The organism is Acidisarcina polymorpha (genome assembly GCF_003330725.1).
GTDB lineage: Bacteria > Acidobacteriota > Terriglobia > Terriglobales > Acidobacteriaceae > Acidisarcina > Acidisarcina polymorpha.
On sequence record NZ_CP030840.1, the window covers coordinates 62,897 to 81,188 of the forward strand.

The 18,292-nt window shown below is 57.7% G+C and carries 14 protein-coding genes; 7 read left to right on the forward strand and 7 right to left on the reverse strand.

Annotation, left to right across the window (positions count from 1 at the left end):
- Positions 1 to 109: 109 nt before the first annotated feature.
- Entirely contained in the window at positions 110 to 1,663 is a 1,554-nt protein-coding gene (locus ACPOL_RS00340) for a hypothetical protein (protein ID WP_114205291.1), read from the reverse strand.
- Between the two features lie 135 nt (positions 1,664 to 1,798).
- Here ACPOL_RS00340 and ygfZ point away from each other — a divergent pair, with 135 nt between their 5' ends.
- The 7 genes from ygfZ (at position 1,799) to secA (ending at position 13,045) form a co-directional block, all read left to right on the forward strand.
- Positions 1,799 to 2,911, forward strand: a complete 1,113-nt coding sequence (ygfZ, locus tag ACPOL_RS00345; RefSeq protein ID WP_114205292.1) for a CAF17-like 4Fe-4S cluster assembly/insertion protein YgfZ — start codon at positions 1,799 to 1,801, stop codon at positions 2,909 to 2,911.
- Positions 2,912 to 2,986: 75 nt separating this feature from the next.
- Entirely contained in the window at positions 2,987 to 3,664 is a 678-nt protein-coding gene (locus ACPOL_RS00350) for a DUF1844 domain-containing protein (protein ID WP_114205293.1), read from the forward strand.
- Between the two features lie 394 nt (positions 3,665 to 4,058).
- Positions 4,059 to 7,367, forward strand: a complete 3,309-nt coding sequence (locus ACPOL_RS00355) for a TonB-dependent receptor (RefSeq protein WP_114205294.1) — start codon at positions 4,059 to 4,061, stop codon at positions 7,365 to 7,367.
- Positions 7,368 to 7,494: 127 nt separating this feature from the next.
- Positions 7,495 to 8,343: an MBL fold metallo-hydrolase gene (locus tag ACPOL_RS00360; RefSeq protein ID WP_338026730.1), complete on the forward strand. Its 849-nt coding sequence runs from the start codon at positions 7,495 to 7,497 to the stop codon at positions 8,341 to 8,343.
- 3 nt (positions 8,344 to 8,346) lie between these two features.
- Complete coding sequence (locus ACPOL_RS00365; protein WP_114205296.1) at positions 8,347 to 9,339, forward strand: bifunctional riboflavin kinase/FAD synthetase; 993 nt, start codon at positions 8,347 to 8,349, stop codon at positions 9,337 to 9,339.
- A 34-nt stretch (positions 9,340 to 9,373) separates the two neighbouring features.
- On the forward strand, positions 9,374 to 9,748 hold the full coding sequence (locus tag ACPOL_RS00370) for a hypothetical protein (RefSeq protein ID WP_114205297.1): 375 nt from the start codon (positions 9,374 to 9,376) through the stop codon (positions 9,746 to 9,748).
- 258 nt (positions 9,749 to 10,006) lie between these two features.
- Positions 10,007 to 13,045: a preprotein translocase subunit SecA gene (gene secA / locus ACPOL_RS00375; protein WP_114205298.1), complete on the forward strand. Its 3,039-nt coding sequence runs from the start codon at positions 10,007 to 10,009 to the stop codon at positions 13,043 to 13,045.
- Positions 13,046 to 13,100: 55 nt separating this feature from the next.
- Here the strand turns inward: secA and ACPOL_RS00380 are convergent, their stop codons facing one another.
- From ACPOL_RS00380 to ACPOL_RS00405, 6 genes are all read right to left on the reverse strand, one after another.
- Complete coding sequence (locus tag ACPOL_RS00380) at positions 13,101 to 13,943, reverse strand: DUF4062 domain-containing protein (RefSeq protein ID WP_114205299.1); 843 nt, start codon at positions 13,941 to 13,943, stop codon at positions 13,101 to 13,103.
- A gap of 99 nt (positions 13,944 to 14,042) precedes the next feature.
- Positions 14,043 to 14,348, reverse strand: coding sequence for a type II toxin-antitoxin system RelE/ParE family toxin (locus ACPOL_RS00385; protein WP_114205300.1), 306 nt, complete (start codon positions 14,346 to 14,348; stop codon positions 14,043 to 14,045).
- Positions 14,345 to 14,611: a type II toxin-antitoxin system ParD family antitoxin gene (locus tag ACPOL_RS00390; RefSeq protein ID WP_114205301.1), complete on the reverse strand. Its 267-nt coding sequence runs from the start codon at positions 14,609 to 14,611 to the stop codon at positions 14,345 to 14,347. Before ACPOL_RS00390 ends, ACPOL_RS00385 begins: the two co-directional genes overlap by 4 nt.
- Before the next feature lie 133 nt (positions 14,612 to 14,744).
- Entirely contained in the window at positions 14,745 to 15,998 is a 1,254-nt protein-coding gene (locus ACPOL_RS00395; protein WP_114205302.1) for a beta propeller repeat protein, read from the reverse strand.
- Between the two features lie 257 nt (positions 15,999 to 16,255).
- The gene (locus ACPOL_RS00400) at positions 16,256 to 17,296 is read right to left on the reverse strand and encodes a molybdopterin-dependent oxidoreductase (RefSeq protein ID WP_114205303.1); all 1,041 of its coding nucleotides are present in this window, start codon (positions 17,294 to 17,296) and stop codon (positions 16,256 to 16,258) included.
- A gap of 2 nt (positions 17,297 to 17,298) precedes the next feature.
- Positions 17,299 to 18,225, reverse strand: coding sequence for a cytochrome b/b6 domain-containing protein (locus ACPOL_RS00405; RefSeq protein ID WP_338026731.1), 927 nt, complete (start codon positions 18,223 to 18,225; stop codon positions 17,299 to 17,301).
- Positions 18,226 to 18,292 lie beyond the last annotated feature (67 nt).

Sequence of the window (18,292 nt, forward strand, 5' to 3'; positions counted from 1 at the left end):
CCATAGCTTCCCGCGTGGCAGGATCTTCCTGCTAAGGCATAAGGATACCTGCTCAGGCATCGTGCTTTAAAGACATGCTCAGCGCGCTCCAACCGCTCTTGCTTCTGCTTTAGTGCGGCATCCCCACCCGCATGAGCCCGCAATTTGCGAAGACATGCACGATCGCGCCACTCAATTCCTTCGCACCAGGGGTCGTTTGCGCGGTCTGTAAATTGCCGTTCGATTGCGCGCCCTCCATCAGGAACTCGAGCTTATGCGCAAGACCTAACTCAAAACTCTCACTGGTGAATACCTGATTACCATTCAACGCGATCAGCACCGGACCCTCGTTCGTCTGGTAGATTTGTTCGCCATTCGACTCCAGCTCCTGCTGCCGCTTGACCCCGGAGTATTTCCGCCCCAATTCCTCAGCGTAAATCGCCGCAAACGTCTTCGCCGCATCGGGACTCTTCCACGCGGACAAATACATCAGCGCTACCGAACCGGTCTCAGCCTTCTGTTCCGGAGTCTTCGCCATCTTGCTCTGGGCAGCATAGTAAATGCCGCCATCCCACTGCGGTGTGAGCGCCACCGCGGCATCCTCCCCGGCAAAAAGTTCGGTCAGAATCCGCACGTCAAGCGCGCCCATCACCCCGATGTCGTACGGCGCATATTGATTGTCGAGCAATCCATGAACATCCGGCATCTGCAGCAGCGGCACCTTGGCCTGCCGCTCATAACTCTTGGGATTCAAAATCTCGAAGCTGGTTGATGGAGGTCGGTCCAACACCCCAGCGAAGGCTTCCGTCAGACCCTTATCTTTCATCAGCACCTGTTCGAAGTTCAAGCCCTCGCGGTAAGGAAAAAGCAGCGATTCCTGCAGCAACAGCGGAGCTCGCGCCATTACCGGCGAGTCTGAATTATCCGTCAGATCCTCGTTTAGACTTCCTGCAACGTTCGGCGAAGTCAGAAGCGTCTTTCCCGAGCCTTTCAAGGAATAATCCACGAAGACCGCCATCGCCTGGCCCTCAAGCACCGCCTCGCGCGCTGTGTCGACTTCATCGACAGCGAGGTGCTTGTTATCGTCCTCCACATTTTTCGATACATCGGACAGCGACTTATTCTCCCAGCTATCCAGGTCGACATGCTGATCCTGTAAGGCATGGGTAAGCTCATGCGCCAACACCGGCTTCTGCGAATCCGGCGCGATCCAATCCAACAGGTTCACCGTCTTTGTCTTGCTGTCGTAGTAGCCGGCAATTTGTTCGGTGAGCAAACTTACCAGAAAAGGCTTCAGCTGAAAGTCACGGTCAAGTAGCCCAAACTTCTTCAGCACAATCTCGGAACGCTGCATCCGCTTCGCATCTTCGTCGTCATTGAATTTGTCGACGACATATTTCTCGACCGAGGTCCGTGTCTGCAGCTTGCGTTTTACCTCATGCTTCACCGGCAGCTTCGAATCGCTCGAAGCAAAATGCAGAATATCGTCCACTGAGCGGAAGAGTTCTTTCGCCTGGGCGGGAGTTAAGTGTGTCTCTGGCGTTTTCTTCCCGTTATCGGGGTTGTCCTGCGGGACGCCCGACGCCGGACCTTCTCCCGGCTTCGGTGCCGTCGGGGCAGTCTGCGCACCACAGACAACTATTCCGACTGCCAGCCAAGCCAAACCGAACCATCTCAATGCCATCCGCTTCACGTCTATTCCGTCCCTTCGACTTCCTGCCAGCCGCATTCGCCTCACGGGCCGCCATCCATCCCATCATTCCTTCGAAACTGCAGGCCTGTCCCATGACCGAAGCTATAATCGTCAAGAGTGGCTCCTATGAGCGAATCAGCGACGTTGATCCCCGAAACCACCGCAGCCCCAACCCCGCTGGCCAACCTGCTGCAGGGTGAATCTCCTCATCTGACGCTTCGGATGCACGCCGGCGCACTCACGCCGGGAAATTTCTCCTCGACCGACGAGGAAATCGCTGCCGCCGCGACCGGCGTCGCAATCTTTGACTCCGGCTATCGCACCCGCATCCGAGTCACCGGCGAAGACCGCCTCCGCTGGCTCAACGGCATGGTCTCGAATGCTGTTCAGACCCTGCCGGAGGGAAGCGGCAACTATAACTTCATTCTCAACGCCCAGGGACGCATCCAGGGTGACGCCTACATCTATCGCACCTCCGATTCCTTGCTCCTCGATACCGATCGCTCCCAGGCCGCCCGACTGCTCGCCCACCTTGACCACTTCATCATTATGGATGACGTAGAGCTTCGCCCGTTAGACGAGGTCACCAGCGGAATTGGTTTGGCTGGGCCACAGGCCGCAGCCATGCTCGATAGTCTCGGGCTCAGTGCCTCGGGGCTCGCTCCCCTGCAATTCGTCGAGACGAGCATCGCTGGCCATGCGGTCACCCTGCTCCACGCGTATAGCCCCCTCATCCCGCGGTATGAGATCTGGTTTTCACCCGATCATACGGCCGCTCTCTGGAAATCTCTGATCGCCGCCGGAGCCAAGCCGATCGGCATCGAGACTCTTGAGAGTCTTCGCGTTCTTGAGGGTATTCCCCGTTATGGGATCGACTTTAACGATCGCTATCTGGCCCAGGAAACCTCCCAGACTCGCGCTCTCAACTTCACTAAGGGCTGCTATCTCGGCCAGGAAATCGTCGAACGGATTCGCTCCCGGGCCACCGTCCACCGCTACCTGCGCCAACTCGAACTCCATGGGGAAACTCCGACGGCGCCGACCGATATCCTTGCAGCTGGCGACACGTCGTCACTCGGGCAACTCACCAGCATCGCCGCCATTCGCCTGCCCGGTTTAAGCGCAACTCTCGCACTGGGTTTCATCCGCACCGAAGCCCTCGAACGAAAAGCATCACTCGAATACACTGGCGGTATGGCCACCGTTCTCGACCATCTGCCAGCATTGCCTCGATCATGATCTCCGGAGCTCCAGCAACTTCTTGTTCTCTTCCTCAACCAGCTTCACCGCGATCGCAGAAATTTGGAAAACATCATGTCTGAGCAACAGAGCACCTTTACCGTGACTGACCGCCGCAAATTCACTCTTGACGGAGAGCTCCGCGACCCCTCCACCGCCAGCACCGACGAAGAGGTCCACGTAATTCCCGCCGCTCCTTCCGAGCCGCTGCCTGCCGCGACTCCGGGCGCAGCTACCCTCGAGGGCGAGGCCCTCGATGTCGATCCCGATCCGCTCGATGAAGCCCTCGACGGGGATGGCCCGGAGTCGGACCTGGTCGAAGCCGGCGTGGCCGATTCCTCTATCGAAGACGAACTCGGCCCTCTCCCCACTAGCCAGGAGAGCGCCGACCAGCACGCCGCCTACCAGAAGTCTTCCGGTCAGCTCGATGAGATGATTCGCCAGGCGAATCCCGGCGCGCCTCCATCAGCCGAGATCGATTTCGAGCAGGTCGTTCAATCGTTCTACCTCTCCGCGGTCATCGCCATGGGCGCTGCCGCCGAGCCCGGCCAGAAGCCTCGCGTCGACATCATCGGAGCACGCCAATCGATCGACATGCTTGCCGTCCTGGTCGACAAGACCAAGGGCAACCTGACCGATCGCGAAGAAAAGCTCCTTCAGACGGCGCTCTTCAACCTCCGCATGATGTTCCTCGAAATCACCAATTCCATCGCCGCCCAGGCGGTGAAGCCGAAGCCGAATCTCTCTCGTTAGCTCTACCCGGCATCGGGAACTCAGTAAGGCGTCTCTCCTTGGCTTGGAATGTCAGCTGTTGAATGGCATTCCGAGCTCCAGACTTTCCCATTTTGCGTAGAAAGATCTCCCACTTTCCATAACGGACCGCCGAATCAGAGTCGCTTCGCGGGGCGAAAAGACTTGAAAGCGTCCAGGAATGCGCATCTCTCGTCAGACATCACGAACGGTGGACTTGGCACTTCAATTGCTTCTTCAGTGATTTATTGCTTGGAATCTACATCCAGATAGTCCGCGACCGGCCGAGCTAAAGCTACTGACTGCTCCTTCTTCCTCGGTTGGAACGCTCCCAACATCGATCGCTGCTATGACGTCCGCCGCCTGATTTTCGGCGCGATCCGTATTAAAGGAGATTATGCGAAATAGAATTTTGACAGCAGCCCTTCCCCTTCTGGCGGCCCTGGCGCTAAGTACACCATCCCTCGTCTTCGCACAGACCAGCAAGGGCAATCTTGTCGGAGTCGTGCGGGACACCTCTGGAGCCGTGGTTGCGAACGCAACCATCAGCTTGACCAACGAGGCGACCGGCGAGACCCGTCAGCTGACCAGCAACCCTAGTGGAGAGTATCGCGTTGATGCCATAGCCCCGGGAAGCTACTCGCTTGACCTGACAGCGACGGGATTCGAGGAAAAAAAGGTTGCGCACTTGAATGTCGCGCCCTCAACGTACACGAACTTCGACGTGGTGTTGAATGTTGGCGGAACTTCGGAAACCGTGGCAGTGCAAGCCCAAACCAACCTTATCAACACCGAAAATGCCCAGCTCTCGCAGAACATCGGCTCGGCAGTAATCAATAACCTGCCAATCTTCAGCCTAAATGCAATCGAATTGGCCTATGCCTCCCCAGGCGTTCAGCTGGTGGACCAAGGCAACCTTGGCAATGGGGTGTCCGTGCAGGTCAACGGCTCCAGGCCGCGGGCCAACAACTTCTTGATCGACGGCCAGGAGATCAACGACCCCGGCATCGCTGGTCAGGCCCTCCAGCCGCAATTGCCGGCGATCTTCGATTCGGTCAGCGTGATCACCAACTCCGCGGCGGCCGAATATGGCGGAGCAGGCGGCGGCATCATCAACATGGTTACGAAGAGCGGAACCAGCAAATTCCACGGCGGAGCCTGGGAGCTTTATTCAGGATCAGGCCTCAACGCTCTGGATGGCCAGCAGCGTCAACTGCCCCATACACACGGACTAAAAGCCCGTTTCAACGAGCATCAGATCGGCTTTTCGATCGGTGGTCCGATCTACAAGCAGAAGGTCTTCGGCTTCGGATCCGGCCAGTGGTCGCGGATCTACGGAAATGAAACCGCCGCCGTCAACCTGCTTCCGGACGCCGGCGGAATCGCGACCCTCCAGGCGCTCAGCCCGCAGTACCCGAACGCCGCGACCCTCCTCGGCCTGCTCGATGAAGGAACTTACCTGCAAAGTTTCAGTCAGATCACGAGTCAGGGCACCACGACCGTGAATCTGGGCCCCGATGCCCTGGGGAATCCCCGACCCGCGGTAACCTTTGGTCAATTCCAAAGGCCGCCGGTTCCCCAAAGCTCCCCGGACACGCAGTGGGCCTACCGCATCGACTGGCTCCCGCGCCCCAATGACACTCTCTACATTCGCTACCTGCACGACCGCACCAGTCTATCTCCCGACTTCTTCACCAACGCGACGTCTCTTCCCGGCTTCGATACGATCCAGGCCTTTACCTCAGAGCAATTCGCCGGCACCTGGACCCACGTCTTTTCACCCCGGCTTCTGAATGAGTTCCGCGTCTCCGAACTGCGCACCAACGGAGGCTTCGACTTCGCTCCTGCAACTCTCGCCAATCCCCTCGCCATCACGCCTACGGTCACACTCTTCGCAGAACAACAAGCCGGATTTCCAAACATCGGCGCCCCAAGCGGCTATCCCCAAGGAAGCGCCCAGGACATCTACCAGGGCCAGGACACCATCACCTGGACGCACGGAATGCACACCCTTCGTGCAGGGGCCGACGTAGGGAGAGAGATCATCATCGATAAAGTGCCATTTGATTTTTATGGCACACTGACTTTCCAGTCGGGAGGCGGCTACAGTGACCTGGGCAATTACATCGATAATTACCTTGGTCCTTCCGGCACTGCGACCATTGATATCGGCAGCAACCGGGTTGATCCCCACTCCTACAACCAGGCTTATTTCGCGCAGGACGATATCAAGTTCAGCCCTGAGTTCACGATGAACCTCGGCGTCCGGTACGAATATCGGGCAAACCCCGAAAACTCTTTGCAGTACCCTGCCCTCGATCCCAACAATCTGACCGCTCCCATCAATACCCGAATCAAAGTCAATGAGGACTACAACAACATTGCTCCGCGCATCGGCATCGCCTATGCTCCTCACGGCGCTGGGTGGTTTGGTCGCGACAAGTCCGTCTATCACGCTGGCTTCGGGATTTTTTACGACAGCGTCTTCACTAACATTGTTGACAATTCACAAGCTTCCGCCCCGAACATTTCTTCCCCTCAAGCAATCTCAACGACGGGCCGCGGGTTAACGGGAGCCTCGTCTCTCATCGGTACCCTCTCCCCGGTCGTTGATCCTTCCTCTACTGTTACCAGCGTTGTGAACAACCTTGTCAATCCGCAGACTTACCAATGGAATCTGGGCTTCGAGAGACAACTACCGTCGAACGTCAAACTCACCGCTAACTACGTTGGTGTGCGGGCAGAGAAGCTGTTTGCCAATCAGCAATACAACTACTTCGACCCCAACACCGGGGAACGTTTGAACCCGAATCGCGGAGTGATCAATGCCCGTGGCAACTTTGCGGATTCGATCTATCACGCGTTGGAGCTCAACGCCTCGCACGAGTTCACCCATAACTTCCTGATCAACGCGAGCTATACCTACAGCAAGTCCATGGATGACGGCTCCGAGGTATTCACGCTCTTCAACCAGTCGACGTCCTACGCTGCGAACCTGGCGCCCGGTGGACGCGCCGCGGAGTGGAGTCCCTCGGCCTACGACCACACCCACTACTTCGCGGTGCAATATGTCTACCAGATTCCCGGTTATAACCGGGAACACATCCTATCGCTGATCACCAGCCATTGGACCATCTCGGGCGACACCGTTCTGCAGTCAGGTCCCCCAAGCACCTGGTCCCTCTCCGGGATCGACACCAACCAAGACGGCAGCGCCGCCAACGATCGGCCGGTCCTCAGCAATGCGAAGGCGCCGTACACCTCCATCGGCATTGATGGCGCTTACCTGGGACCAGACGCGGTCACCGGTGCGAACCCCACCCCCGGCGTCTACTATGATCTTGGGATCAATAACACCGCTGGAACTCTCAATCCCGTCGATCCGAATGCCGTACATTTCCTCATTCCGACCCAATCCGGCAACGTCGGCCGCGACAGTTTCCGTCAGCCCGGTGTCCAATATTGGAACCTGGCTGTCGAGAAGGACATCTCGGCATCCTTCACCAAACTCGAAGGGGCCGAGTTCCAATTCCGTGTCGAGGCCCAAGACGTCGGGAACCATAACAACGTAGAACCGCTTGATCTCAATCTCCTGGGCGTAGGCGGCTCCACCTTCCTCAACCCGTCTGTCGCTCGATCCAACGTCAACAACGGGCCACTGGCACAAGGGCGGGTGCTGCGGCTCTGGGCGAAGTTTAACTTCTAATCTTTGCCTGGCTCGAACCTTCGCAAGTAGGCACAACGAAAGCGCCGGCGCATCGAGCGTCCGGCGCTTTCTTTCCAGAGCCGGTTCCTCCCGTAGCCCTCACCTCGTTTTTCGTTTCCGCGAAGGATTGTATAGTCGTCTAGAGCGGCCCAAGAATTCGACCCTTGAACTTGGGCGCATCTCCCATCCGTTCCCCTCCATGCAGGCATCTCTCATCATCCTCGGCAGCGGTACCTCCATGGGCGTTCCGACCCTTGGCTGCGAGTGTCGCGTCTGCACCTCAACCGATCCTCGCGACAAACGTCTACGTCCCTCGGCGGCGGTCGTCTGGAATGGCCACCACGTCATCATCGACACCGGCCCGGATTTCCGCACGCAGGCGCTAAATTATGGGATCGGAGACGTAGACGCCGTCCTCTATACGCATTCCCACGCCGATCACATCCTCGGCATGGACGACCTTCGTCCGCTCAGTTTCAAGCACACCGGCAAGATTCCCCTGTATGCTGACGATCCCACCGCCCGAATCCTCGAAACGATCTTCGATTACACCTTTTCTGAGGATTCTCAGTACAAACTGCGTGCCCGGGTTCGACTCAACCGTCTGAATGGCGAAGCTTGCGTGAACCTCTGCGGCGTCGAGTTTCAGCGAATCCCCCTCCTCCATGGCCCTCTAGAAACGGGCGGCTATCGCTTCGGCAACGCCGCTTATCTCACCGATATGAATGCCATTCCCGACTCCAGCCTTTCTCTTCTCAGGGGGGTCGAGGTGGTGGTTATCGACGCTCTCCGCGAACGTCACCATCCCAGCCATGCCAATATCGAAGAAGCCATCGCTTGGGTCGACAAGATCGGAGCGCGTCAGGCCTGGTTCACTCACATGTCGCACGAAATCCTCCACGCCGAGATCGACGCTAAATTGCCTCCGCACATACGTCTCGCCTATGACGGCCTTATCATCCCCGTTGAGCTCTGAATCATGGATATCTTTCGCGCTCTCCCCGAGATTCCGTCCAGCTTCGGCCCGACAGTGGTCAGCATCGGCAACTTCGACGGAGTTCACTGCGCCCACCAATGGCTGCTTGCGGAGATTAGCCGCCGCGCACACGAGCTATCCGCAAAATCCGTGGCCGTCACTTTCGATCCTCATCCGTCCCGTTTACTTCGGCCGATCGGCGCTCCCAAGCTGATCACGCCAATGACGGAACGTCTGGAATTGCTTCGTGCCTCTGGGATCGACGCGACCCTGGTGCTCCCTTTCAATGATGAGCTTTGCAAGATGTCCGGTCCGGATTTTGTCGCTGCCGTCCTCCGTGACGCTCTCCACGCCGCCGAAGTTCATGAGGGCGATAACTTCCGCTTCGGCTATCGCGCCCAGTCTCAGGCCGCCGACTTGATAGCGCTCGGCCACGATCAAGGCTTCCGCGTGCAGATCTTCTCCCCCCGCTACATTCGCGGCATTCAGGTCAGTAGCAGCAGGGTACGCGAAGCGATCCAGAGCGGGAACATGACGCTCGCCCGCGCCCTCCTCGGACGTCCCTTTAGCATCCATTCCACGCCGGCCTCAGGCCGCGCCATCGGCCGCCGCCTGACCGTTCCGACCATCAACCTTGCGCCCTATGACGAACTTCTTCCCGCCGACGGCGTCTACGTGACCCGGATGAAGATCGGCGAAGAGGAGTTCGATGCGGTCACCAACGCCGGCACTCGGCCCACCTTCGGCGAAGATTCCTATGCGGTTGAGAGCTATCTCTTGAACTTTCACCCAGTCAACCTGCTCCCGGAAACTCCTCTCGAGCTGACTTTTATCCATCGCCTCCGCGAAGAGCGCAAATTTCCTTCTCCGGAAGCCCTCAAACACCAGATCATGCAGGATGTCGCCAAAGCTCAACGTTATTTGCATCTGGCGGACCTGCTCCAAAACAGCACTCCACCTTCCCGTACCGGCTTCCGAGCCCGAATTTCTTCTTGAAGTCCTCTATACTCGGTCAAAAGGGAAACACAACATGCACGACGTCATTGTTGTTGGAGTACCGCTGATCACGATCCTGGGTGGAATCTTCTTCAATAATCAGGCTTTAGTCCGTGTGGAGACGCGCCTGGACGGCCGATTGGACCGTCTCGAGAACAACTTCAAGGACGTTCGCGAAGAAATTAAGGTCGTAGGTAACGAAATTCAGGATGTACGCAGTGAACTTGGGGACGTGCGCAGTGAAATGAGGGATGTGCGTAACGAAATCAGGGACGTGCGCACCGAAATTAAGGATGTGCGCGGCGACCTCGCCAACCTCCGCAGTGAAATGCATCGCGAATTCGAGCAGTTCTATCGGACCCTCGGACAGCATGATGCCCGCCTCGATAACATCGAGAAGCAGAGTTAGAGCAGAAGTATTGTTGTTGGAATGTGAAGAACCGACCTCGGCGGCCCCTTTTCCTTCAGAAAAGGCCCCCCCAAAGCTGATTTGCAGTGCCTAACGCCATCTGTGCTTCTCATGAAATAATCGCATTTCCCGCCGCGTTCGCCACATCCCATCGCACTTCCCTCCCAGACTCGAATAAACTAAGAGAAGGTTGCGTCTCGCCGGCCTTCGCGCCGCAGGCAAACTCCCAGCCGAAACACGGCCCAAGGAAGTATCACAGTGATCGGAAATGTACTGACGAAAGTCTTCGGCACCAATAATGATCGGGTGGTCAAGCGACTGCTGCCTATGGTCGAGACCATCCGCGCTCTCGAGCCGGAGTTGCAAAGGCTCTCTGATGAAGAGCTTCGCGCCAAGACTCAGGAGTTCAAGAACCGCATCCGGGCGAAAGTTGAAGGGCTGACCGATGAGGAAGATATTGTCGCCGGGGAGAAGGCCGCGCTTGACGAGCTCCTGCCGGAGGCCTTCGCAGTAGTTCGCGAGGCTGGACGACGCATCCTCAACATGCGTCACTTCGACGTGCAATTGATCGGCGGCATGGTGCTTCACCAGGGCAAGATCGCCGAAATGCGGACCGGTGAAGGCAAGACCCTGGTCGCCACGCTCTCCTGCTATTTGAACGCTCTGGCCGGACACGGCGTTCACGTCGTGACGGTCAATGACTACCTGGCAAAGCGCGACGCCGAGTGGATGGGCAAGATCTACGAGTTCCTAGGCCTCACCGTCGGTGTCATCGTCCACGACCTGGACGACAGCCAGCGCCGCGCCGCTTATGCTTCCGACATCACCTACGGGACCAACAACGAGTTCGGCTTCGACTACCTTCGCGACAACATGAAGTTCGATATCTCTGACTGCGTACAGCGCGGCCATTACTACGCGATCGTCGACGAAGTCGACTCCATCCTTATTGACGAGGCCCGCACTCCGCTCATTATCAGCGGTCCCACCGATCAAACCACTGACAACTACGTGCGGGTGAACAAAATCATTCCCGAGCTGGAACTCGGCGAAGAGATCGAGCAGGGCGAAACCAAGATATTGACCGGCGACTACGTTGTCGATGAAAAACACCGCTCCATTACGGTCAGCGATGAGGGCTGGGAGAAAGTGGAGCGGCTGCTCGGCATCGGCAACATCGCCGACGTCGAGAACTGGAGCCTCAAGCATCATGTCGAGACAGCGATTAAGGCCCACTCGCTCTACCGGCGTGACGTCCAATACGTTGTCAAAGACGGCGAAGTCATCATCGTCGACGAATTCACCGGGCGTTTGATGGCCGGTCGCCGCTGGTCCGATGGCCTCCATCAGGCAGTCGAGGCGAAGGAGGGGGTCTCCATCCGTAAGGAAGACCAGACGCTCGCCACCATTACCTTTCAAAACTATTTCAGGCTGTATAAAAAGCTGGCTGGCATGACCGGCACCGCCGAAACGGAGGCCACCGAGTTCGACAAGATCTACAAGCTCGATATCGTCGTCATTCCGACCAACAAGCCGATGCGCCGTCTCGAAAACCCCGACGTCGTCTTCCGGACAGCCAAGGAAAAGTACTTCGCGGTCGCCGATGAGATCGAGAAATTACACGAAGCCAAGCAGCCGGTGCTCGTCGGGACGACTTCGATTGAAAAATCCGAGCTGCTCTCAAGCATCCTGCAGCGCAAAGGGGTGAAGCACGTCGTGCTCAATGCAAAGTTCCACGAGCGGGAAGCAGAAATCGTCGCCCAGGCGGGACAGCACGGGAAGGTCACCATCGCCACCAATATGGCCGGCCGAGGTACCGATATTCTGCTCGGCGGCAACGCTGAATTTGTCGCTAAACGCGACCTGGTCAAGAAAGGACTTGCCCGCGCCATCAGCGTTGCTGAAGGAGCAATCAACCCGACCGCGGCAAGCGGCATGTTCCGCTTCTACTACGAGGGCCAGGAGTTTGAAACCACCCAAGAGAATTGGGATAAAACTTACGCCATCCACGCCGCTGCTTCTGCCAAAGATCACGACGCTGTGATTGAAGCCGGCGGCTTGCACATCCTCGGCACCGAACGACACGAGAGCCGCCGGATAGATAACCAGCTTCGCGGCCGTGCCGGCCGGCAAGGCGATCCCGGCTCGTCTCGTTTCTATCTCTCGCTCGAAGACGACCTAATGCGCATCTTCGCCAAGGAGTGGGTCTCAACCCTGCTCCAACGGCTTGGGATGGAAGAAGGCGTACCCATCGAGTCGAAGATGATCTCCAGCCGCATTGAGGCCGCGCAAAAGGCAGTCGAGGCCCAGAACTTCGAGTCTCGCAAGCACCTTCTTGAGTATGACGACGTTATGAACAAGCAGCGCGAAGCGGTTTATGGTCTGCGCAACTCGCTGCTTAAAGGGCTCGATCAGAAGGAACTCATCGTCGAAGATTACGTTGCGAACCTGCTCAGCATTATGCTCGACGAGTTCGCTCCGGAGAAACTTCATCCCGATCAGTGGAACCTCAACGGCATCAAGGAGCGGCTCGCTACGCAGTTTGGCCTCAATCTCGAAGCCGAAGAGATCGACATCGCCCAGATGAATCGCCATGAACTCGGCGAGACGCTCTTCGAGAAACTGAAGGAACACTATGCCGCCAAGGAACAGATCATTGGTGAGCCGGCGATGCGCTATCACGAACGTATGATCATGCTGAGCGTCCTCGATGGTCTGTGGAAAGACCATCTGTTGTCGATGGACCACCTGAAGGAAGGCATCGGACTTCGCGGCTACGCCCAGCAGGATCCGCTCGTCGCCTACAAGCGCGAGTCGTTCGATATGTTCGAATCGATGATGAACCGCTTCCAGGAAGACACTGTACGCTTCCTCTTCCTGATGCAGATCATCGGACCCGACGGCCAGCCGGTGCAGATTGGCAACCGTCCCCGCCCGGTCATCAACGTACCCGCGCCGGCTGCGAGTTCTGCTTCCCGTCCGGCGCTCGAGCCGCAGGGCGGTGCAGTCGCTGTGGCCGAGAGACCGGTAGGCGCACAGCCAGTCCAGCCAGCCCGGTCGGCTGTTTCCTCTCCAGTGCCGATCCCCACTCGCCAGCCGTCGACCACCATTGACCAGATCGAGGCCGAGTTCCAACGCAAAAAGAAGCGCGAACTCGACCAGGCAAGAATGGCCGGAACCAACGGCAACGGCTCCGAAGTAGCCCAGCGCCGGACCGGGGAAAAGGTCGGGAGGAACGATCTCTGCCCTTGCGGATCGGGAAAGAAATACAAGAAGTGCCATGGGGCGGAAGCGTAGAAAGACGGACCTTAGAGCTAAGACAGGGATTTTAACTTCTCAACCTCTAGCCGATTCAGAAAACCGCGTCCTGCTCCGTTAGCGAGTAACGTTGCGGGTGGCCTATGGCGACTGTCGTGATTAGCCCCAGAATACACAATTCAGGGCAATTTCGTTGCTGCTCACCGGTCGATGCCGTCATTCCATTAAGGCCTAGCTGCAAACGAGAGCGCTCTAGAAAGTCCAGGAGTCCCTTAGCAGCTAAGAGTTTCCGCATTTCATCAAAACTGATATTCCCGGAGCCCTCTGCCGCCCACTTCTTCAACTCGGCACGTAAATCTGCATTCTCTTTACTCAAACGCGCAATCTCATCCGCCAGCGCTCCTACATTTACGTTTTCTGGGCGCACCCAGCCCACCAGATCCTCTCGTCGAGCGAAGTCAGAGAGCTTTTCTGCGATCGCGATCTTGATGTCCTTGGTGTCTTCCCAGAACTTCACGACTCGCGTCAGAACATCAGCGCGAAATTGCTTTAGTTGTTGCGGGTTTTCCGTCTCGATGACACTCCTACCATTCGCCTTCACGCGTCCTTCTATCGCGGCTTCATTTACGACGCAGGCGAAAAGTGGCTTTCCTGACTCAAGTGCGTATTCATATTCGAGCTGCGTGTAGCTCTTTTCGGTCTTAGGTTCGACGCTCCCGTAACGGCCACCGAGAATCAATAAGTAGACATCCGACTCATCAATCCACTGCCTGATAACGTCCATTTGAGACTCATCGCCCGCAGCGAAAAGCTCCATTCCAGCCGGAATGTGCCCAGCCGACAGAATAGCCTCGACGGCCGCCTGCCGCTCTTCCTTCAAGTCACTGAACGTGGAGGAAACAAATACCTGAAGTCTTCTCTTAAGAAAATCGACCATTCCTCAGCAAATCCCTCCGGTCCTTTTTCGAGGCTTCTGTTGTTGAGTGGGTGAGCCAACATCGCGATTCTAAAAACAAATCCGGCTTGCTAATCGTTATTATTCCTGGCGCTTGCTCAAGAATGAGGGAACATGCCGCGACCCCTGAGTTACCGCCTCGATAATCACCCTGTCCTCGCGCTCCCTATAAAGAATCACGTATGTTTTAAAAGCCCAGAACCGAACGTCCTTATCAGTCAGATCGGCGCGGGTATGTCCACATCCTGGCGTCCGCGAGACGAACTCGAAGGCTTCATACAAACTATCGATCCACCGGTCTGCGGCTTCTGCGCTGTTGCGCGCGATGTAATCCCAAATCTCATCCAAGTCCCGGTAAGCACCTACGCTCAGGCTAAAGGGCTTCAAGCGCGGCGCCGCTTTGCCTCTTCCGACTTACGCCGCAACCGCTCCCGCGCAGCTTGCGGATCGACAAGTTCGCCGCGATCGGAAGCCGCGAGCCGCTCCTCCAGAATGCGGTTAAACTCCGCGAGTTGAGCGTTGCGCGCATTCTCCTGCTGTTCAAGCAACCGCAAAGCTTCACGCACAACTTCACTGGCCGAGGTGTACCGGCCGGATTCCACCTTCAGCGCAACGAACCTCTCCAGCTCTGGAGTAATCGAAATATTCACGCAAGCACCTCCTCCGACGATCCTCAGCATTATAGCGAAGCTTGTCAATCTTCGTTATAGAAGGCACTGATGAGGTGTGCCCCCTTCAAGCCGCGCCGGCCAAATGGGAGAGTCGGCCAACCCCATCCCAAACTCACTCCGCCCGCCTCTTCAACCCCGGCAGGCAAGCCTTCGAAAAAGGATCGACCAAAAACGTCCCCTCCACGCCGGAGACGAGAATCGATCCGTCGGCATTGAAATGGGCGGTACGAAACTCTCCTTCCGGCAGTGCGTTCAATCTCCTCCAGGTCTTCCCGCCGTCGGGGCTGGTGTAGACTCCGGTGATCGCGGTAATCACCTCCCGATCATGCCTGGCTGGATCGACATCGATACTGTAGGCGCGAATTTCCGGGCCAATCTCGTCCTCGCCTCGATGCAGCAGGAAGCTCGCCTCGGTTAGCCGCATCACCTCATCGGCGCTCACCGGGTTGTAGACTCCCCAGCAGGCGGCGAGATGCAATCCTCCCACCAGGCTCATGCCGTGGATCGCTGAGTCGTCGCCGACACCGGCAATGCGCGTCCACCTTTTCGTCCCCAGATCGAGGCGATAGGCTTGATCGCCAGTCCCGACATAGAGCCATCCCTTCCCGAGAGGCCCTGCCAGTTGCATAGAGAGGATGTCCATCTCTGTGGGAAGGTGCGGGAGCGGCCCATCTTTGACCCAAGCGCCGCCTTTGTCTTTGTGGTAGGCGAATAATTGCGGGTTCAGGTCAAAGTAGCCAAAGCCTACAATCATGTGGCGGCCGTTCGGCATGATCTGAAGCGATCCCGCGCGGATCGGATCGCCCTCTGTCTTGGGAAGATTCAGCCAGGACGCGGGATGCGGCACTCGCGGCCCCGCAATCGGCCGTACCACCGGCTCAGCGGAATCCGGCCCTGGCAGCACCTGAAATGCGCCTAGCTGCGTTGTGACGACGAAATCTGCGCCTCCGGGCGTTACCGCCAGGCCGTTGCGCAGCCCTTCCCCAATCCCCGCATTGAAATACCGCGAATCAAGCCGCGAGACTTGCCTCCACGTCAATCCGCCGTCCGTAGATTTTGAGATATAGAGTGCCCGCTCGGCCGCGGGAACGGCTTCACTGAGGTCTGCCGTCAGGCCCCAGATAACATTTGCGTCCCGTGCGCGGGGTGCGGGATCGCTCGCGATCGCCTCAATGAACTCACTACCGAACTGACCGCTGCCGGGAAGGCCGCTGACCCGGCGTGCCTGACAGCTGCCGGCCTCAGTTGAGGCCGCTACCGTCTGGCCATTCACCACCAGAGCAGCTATCGAGAGAAACAAAAGACTGGGAACAAACCGCTTGCGAATAACCCCAGCCGTCTGCGTCTTCGCGCGGAACCGTCCCACACCGTCTCTCGCGGACCTCACCTCAAATTTACCGCAAGGGCCAACCCATGTATGAGACCTGCAACGCGTTGATGGCGTCCCCTCTAGGAAAATCGGATTGGCTCCTGCTCTACCGGTCCCGCCCCAGGCTCTTCTCTACTGAAGCGCGCCGCGTCTGGCTTGACCCCGATCTCCAGGCCTTCCCTTTCTAAAGCCTGTGCTCGATTCATCGCACCCGGGGTTTCAGACTACGGAAGAGTTGCGTATCCTCGATTGGCTTATAGGCCTGCATACCAGTCGTAGCCGAGCTTGGTCCAATAATCGTCCGGCTTCTGGTCGGTATAGGCGATCAACCCAATGCGCTTGATCTGCTTGTACCCGTACTTGATCGGCATATGCAGCCGCAGCGGGGCACCATGCCACCGCGTGATCGGCCGTCCGCCCATCTGGTACACCAGCAGACTCTGCGGATGCATCGCCGCTTGCATATCGTAGCCGCAGTAATAATCGCCGTCCGGAGTCTCCATGTATACATACCGCGGCAAGCTGCCGTCGGGATGCTTCGCAGGTGGATACGCCGCGATCAAGTCCCGCAACCGCACCCCTCCCCAGCTCACAATCTCACTCCACCCCTCGATGCATTTGAACTCGGTCACGAACTCGACATGCGGCAGCTTCCAAAGGTCGTTCATCGCCAACAGCAGCCCCGGTGTGCCGGGCGCTAGATCGCTCGCCGACGGACCTGCCTCCTCTGATCCGCGCTGATGCACCTTCACCGTCATCATCATCTGCGGACGACCTTTAACATCGTTCGCAGCCGGCTGCGGCGCGGAATCTTCCTCCGCGAAATACTGGTACTGCCAACGGGTGACATCGTCGGCAAACTGCGGATACTTGTGCGCGTTCTCAACTCCCACCAGCTGTAATCGCCAACTCTCCGGCACCAGATCGCTCTTAAGTCCGTAATCGCCATTCAATCTCAGGTCGTAGGCCGCCCTTCCCTTCGGGTAGGTCGGAGCAAGAACGCCCTCGTGAAAGACTCCGCGCGCCACCGCAGCGTTGAACTGAAATGCTTTCCTGAAGGGCAGTGGTTGCCTTCCAATCTCGTCGCTCTTGTCAATCCAGCGGTAGAGTCCATAGCCGCCCGCCGCGGCAATGCCAGCGACCAGGAAGCTGCGCCGCGTCCGGTTCGCCGAAAGCCGCTTCACCTCGCGGTCGAGGTCTTCCTGTGTGGCCGGTTCAATGACCGGGCCGACTGGTTGGTCGGCCGCCGCTTCTGCGGCCGGCTGCGCGTCCTTCTTAATCTGTTCGTCAGCCATCTCTACCTCTCCGGCACATACGGTGGGTCACTTTCACGGACGATCTCATAGCCGCTCACCATTGAGCGAAAATTGTTCCAGCCAGCCTTCGCCACCTGCGCGATATGAATGACAAAGAAGACGCAATACCCCATCGTCAGCCAGAAATGAAACCACCGCGCCATCTCATAACCACCTAACGCCAGGGTAATCAGGTGCGCCTGGCTCGGCTTATAAATAGCCAAACCCGTCACCAACGAGCCAAACCCCATCAGGATCACCGCGGTATACGCAATCTGCTGCGCTCCATTGAACTTCCGGTGAGGCAACGGCTCTTTGCGGATTCCCAGATCATGCAACGTCACCTGAATCGCTTCCTTGAACGAATTCTTGGTCGGCACCAGGTAGCGCCATTCTCCAGAGATCCAGGTGTAAAGCACATAAGCGAGACCGTTCAGCATGAAAAACCACATGAAGAACAGGTGGTATCCCAGTCCGACGGTGATCTTGTAAGCCGCTCCATACCAGGTCCAGAACCACTCCGGGAAGAACCGGAACAGCGTCCACGATCCGATCCCGACCCGGTAAACCTGATGCGCATGCTTCGCCGGAATGTCAGAGTCGCCCCAATAGATCAGCAGGCCGCTCCAAATCATCGCCGCAAGTACCGGGAAGTTGATCCAATGCATCCAGCGAATCGCCAGCGGATGTTTCTTCTCTAGACGAATACTCGGTGACGGTTGAACCGCAGCAGCTGAGGCCACAGGCTCCTCTTCCATGACGGAACGACTAACCCTCCCCGCGGGCGGCTCATCGGCCGCGACAGCTGGCGCCAGAGGCAGCTCTTCTGTTCGCTCTGCAAACGTCGCGATCTGCGCCACTGCGGGAGCGGCCTCGGGAGCATTTTCCGTCTCAGGAGCTACCGGTTCCGGGGTAATGTTCTCGTCCATCGTTCGCCTCAATTTTCCTTGCAACCTTTATGACGCGCGCCAACTCAGTAAATTACCGCCTGCGCCA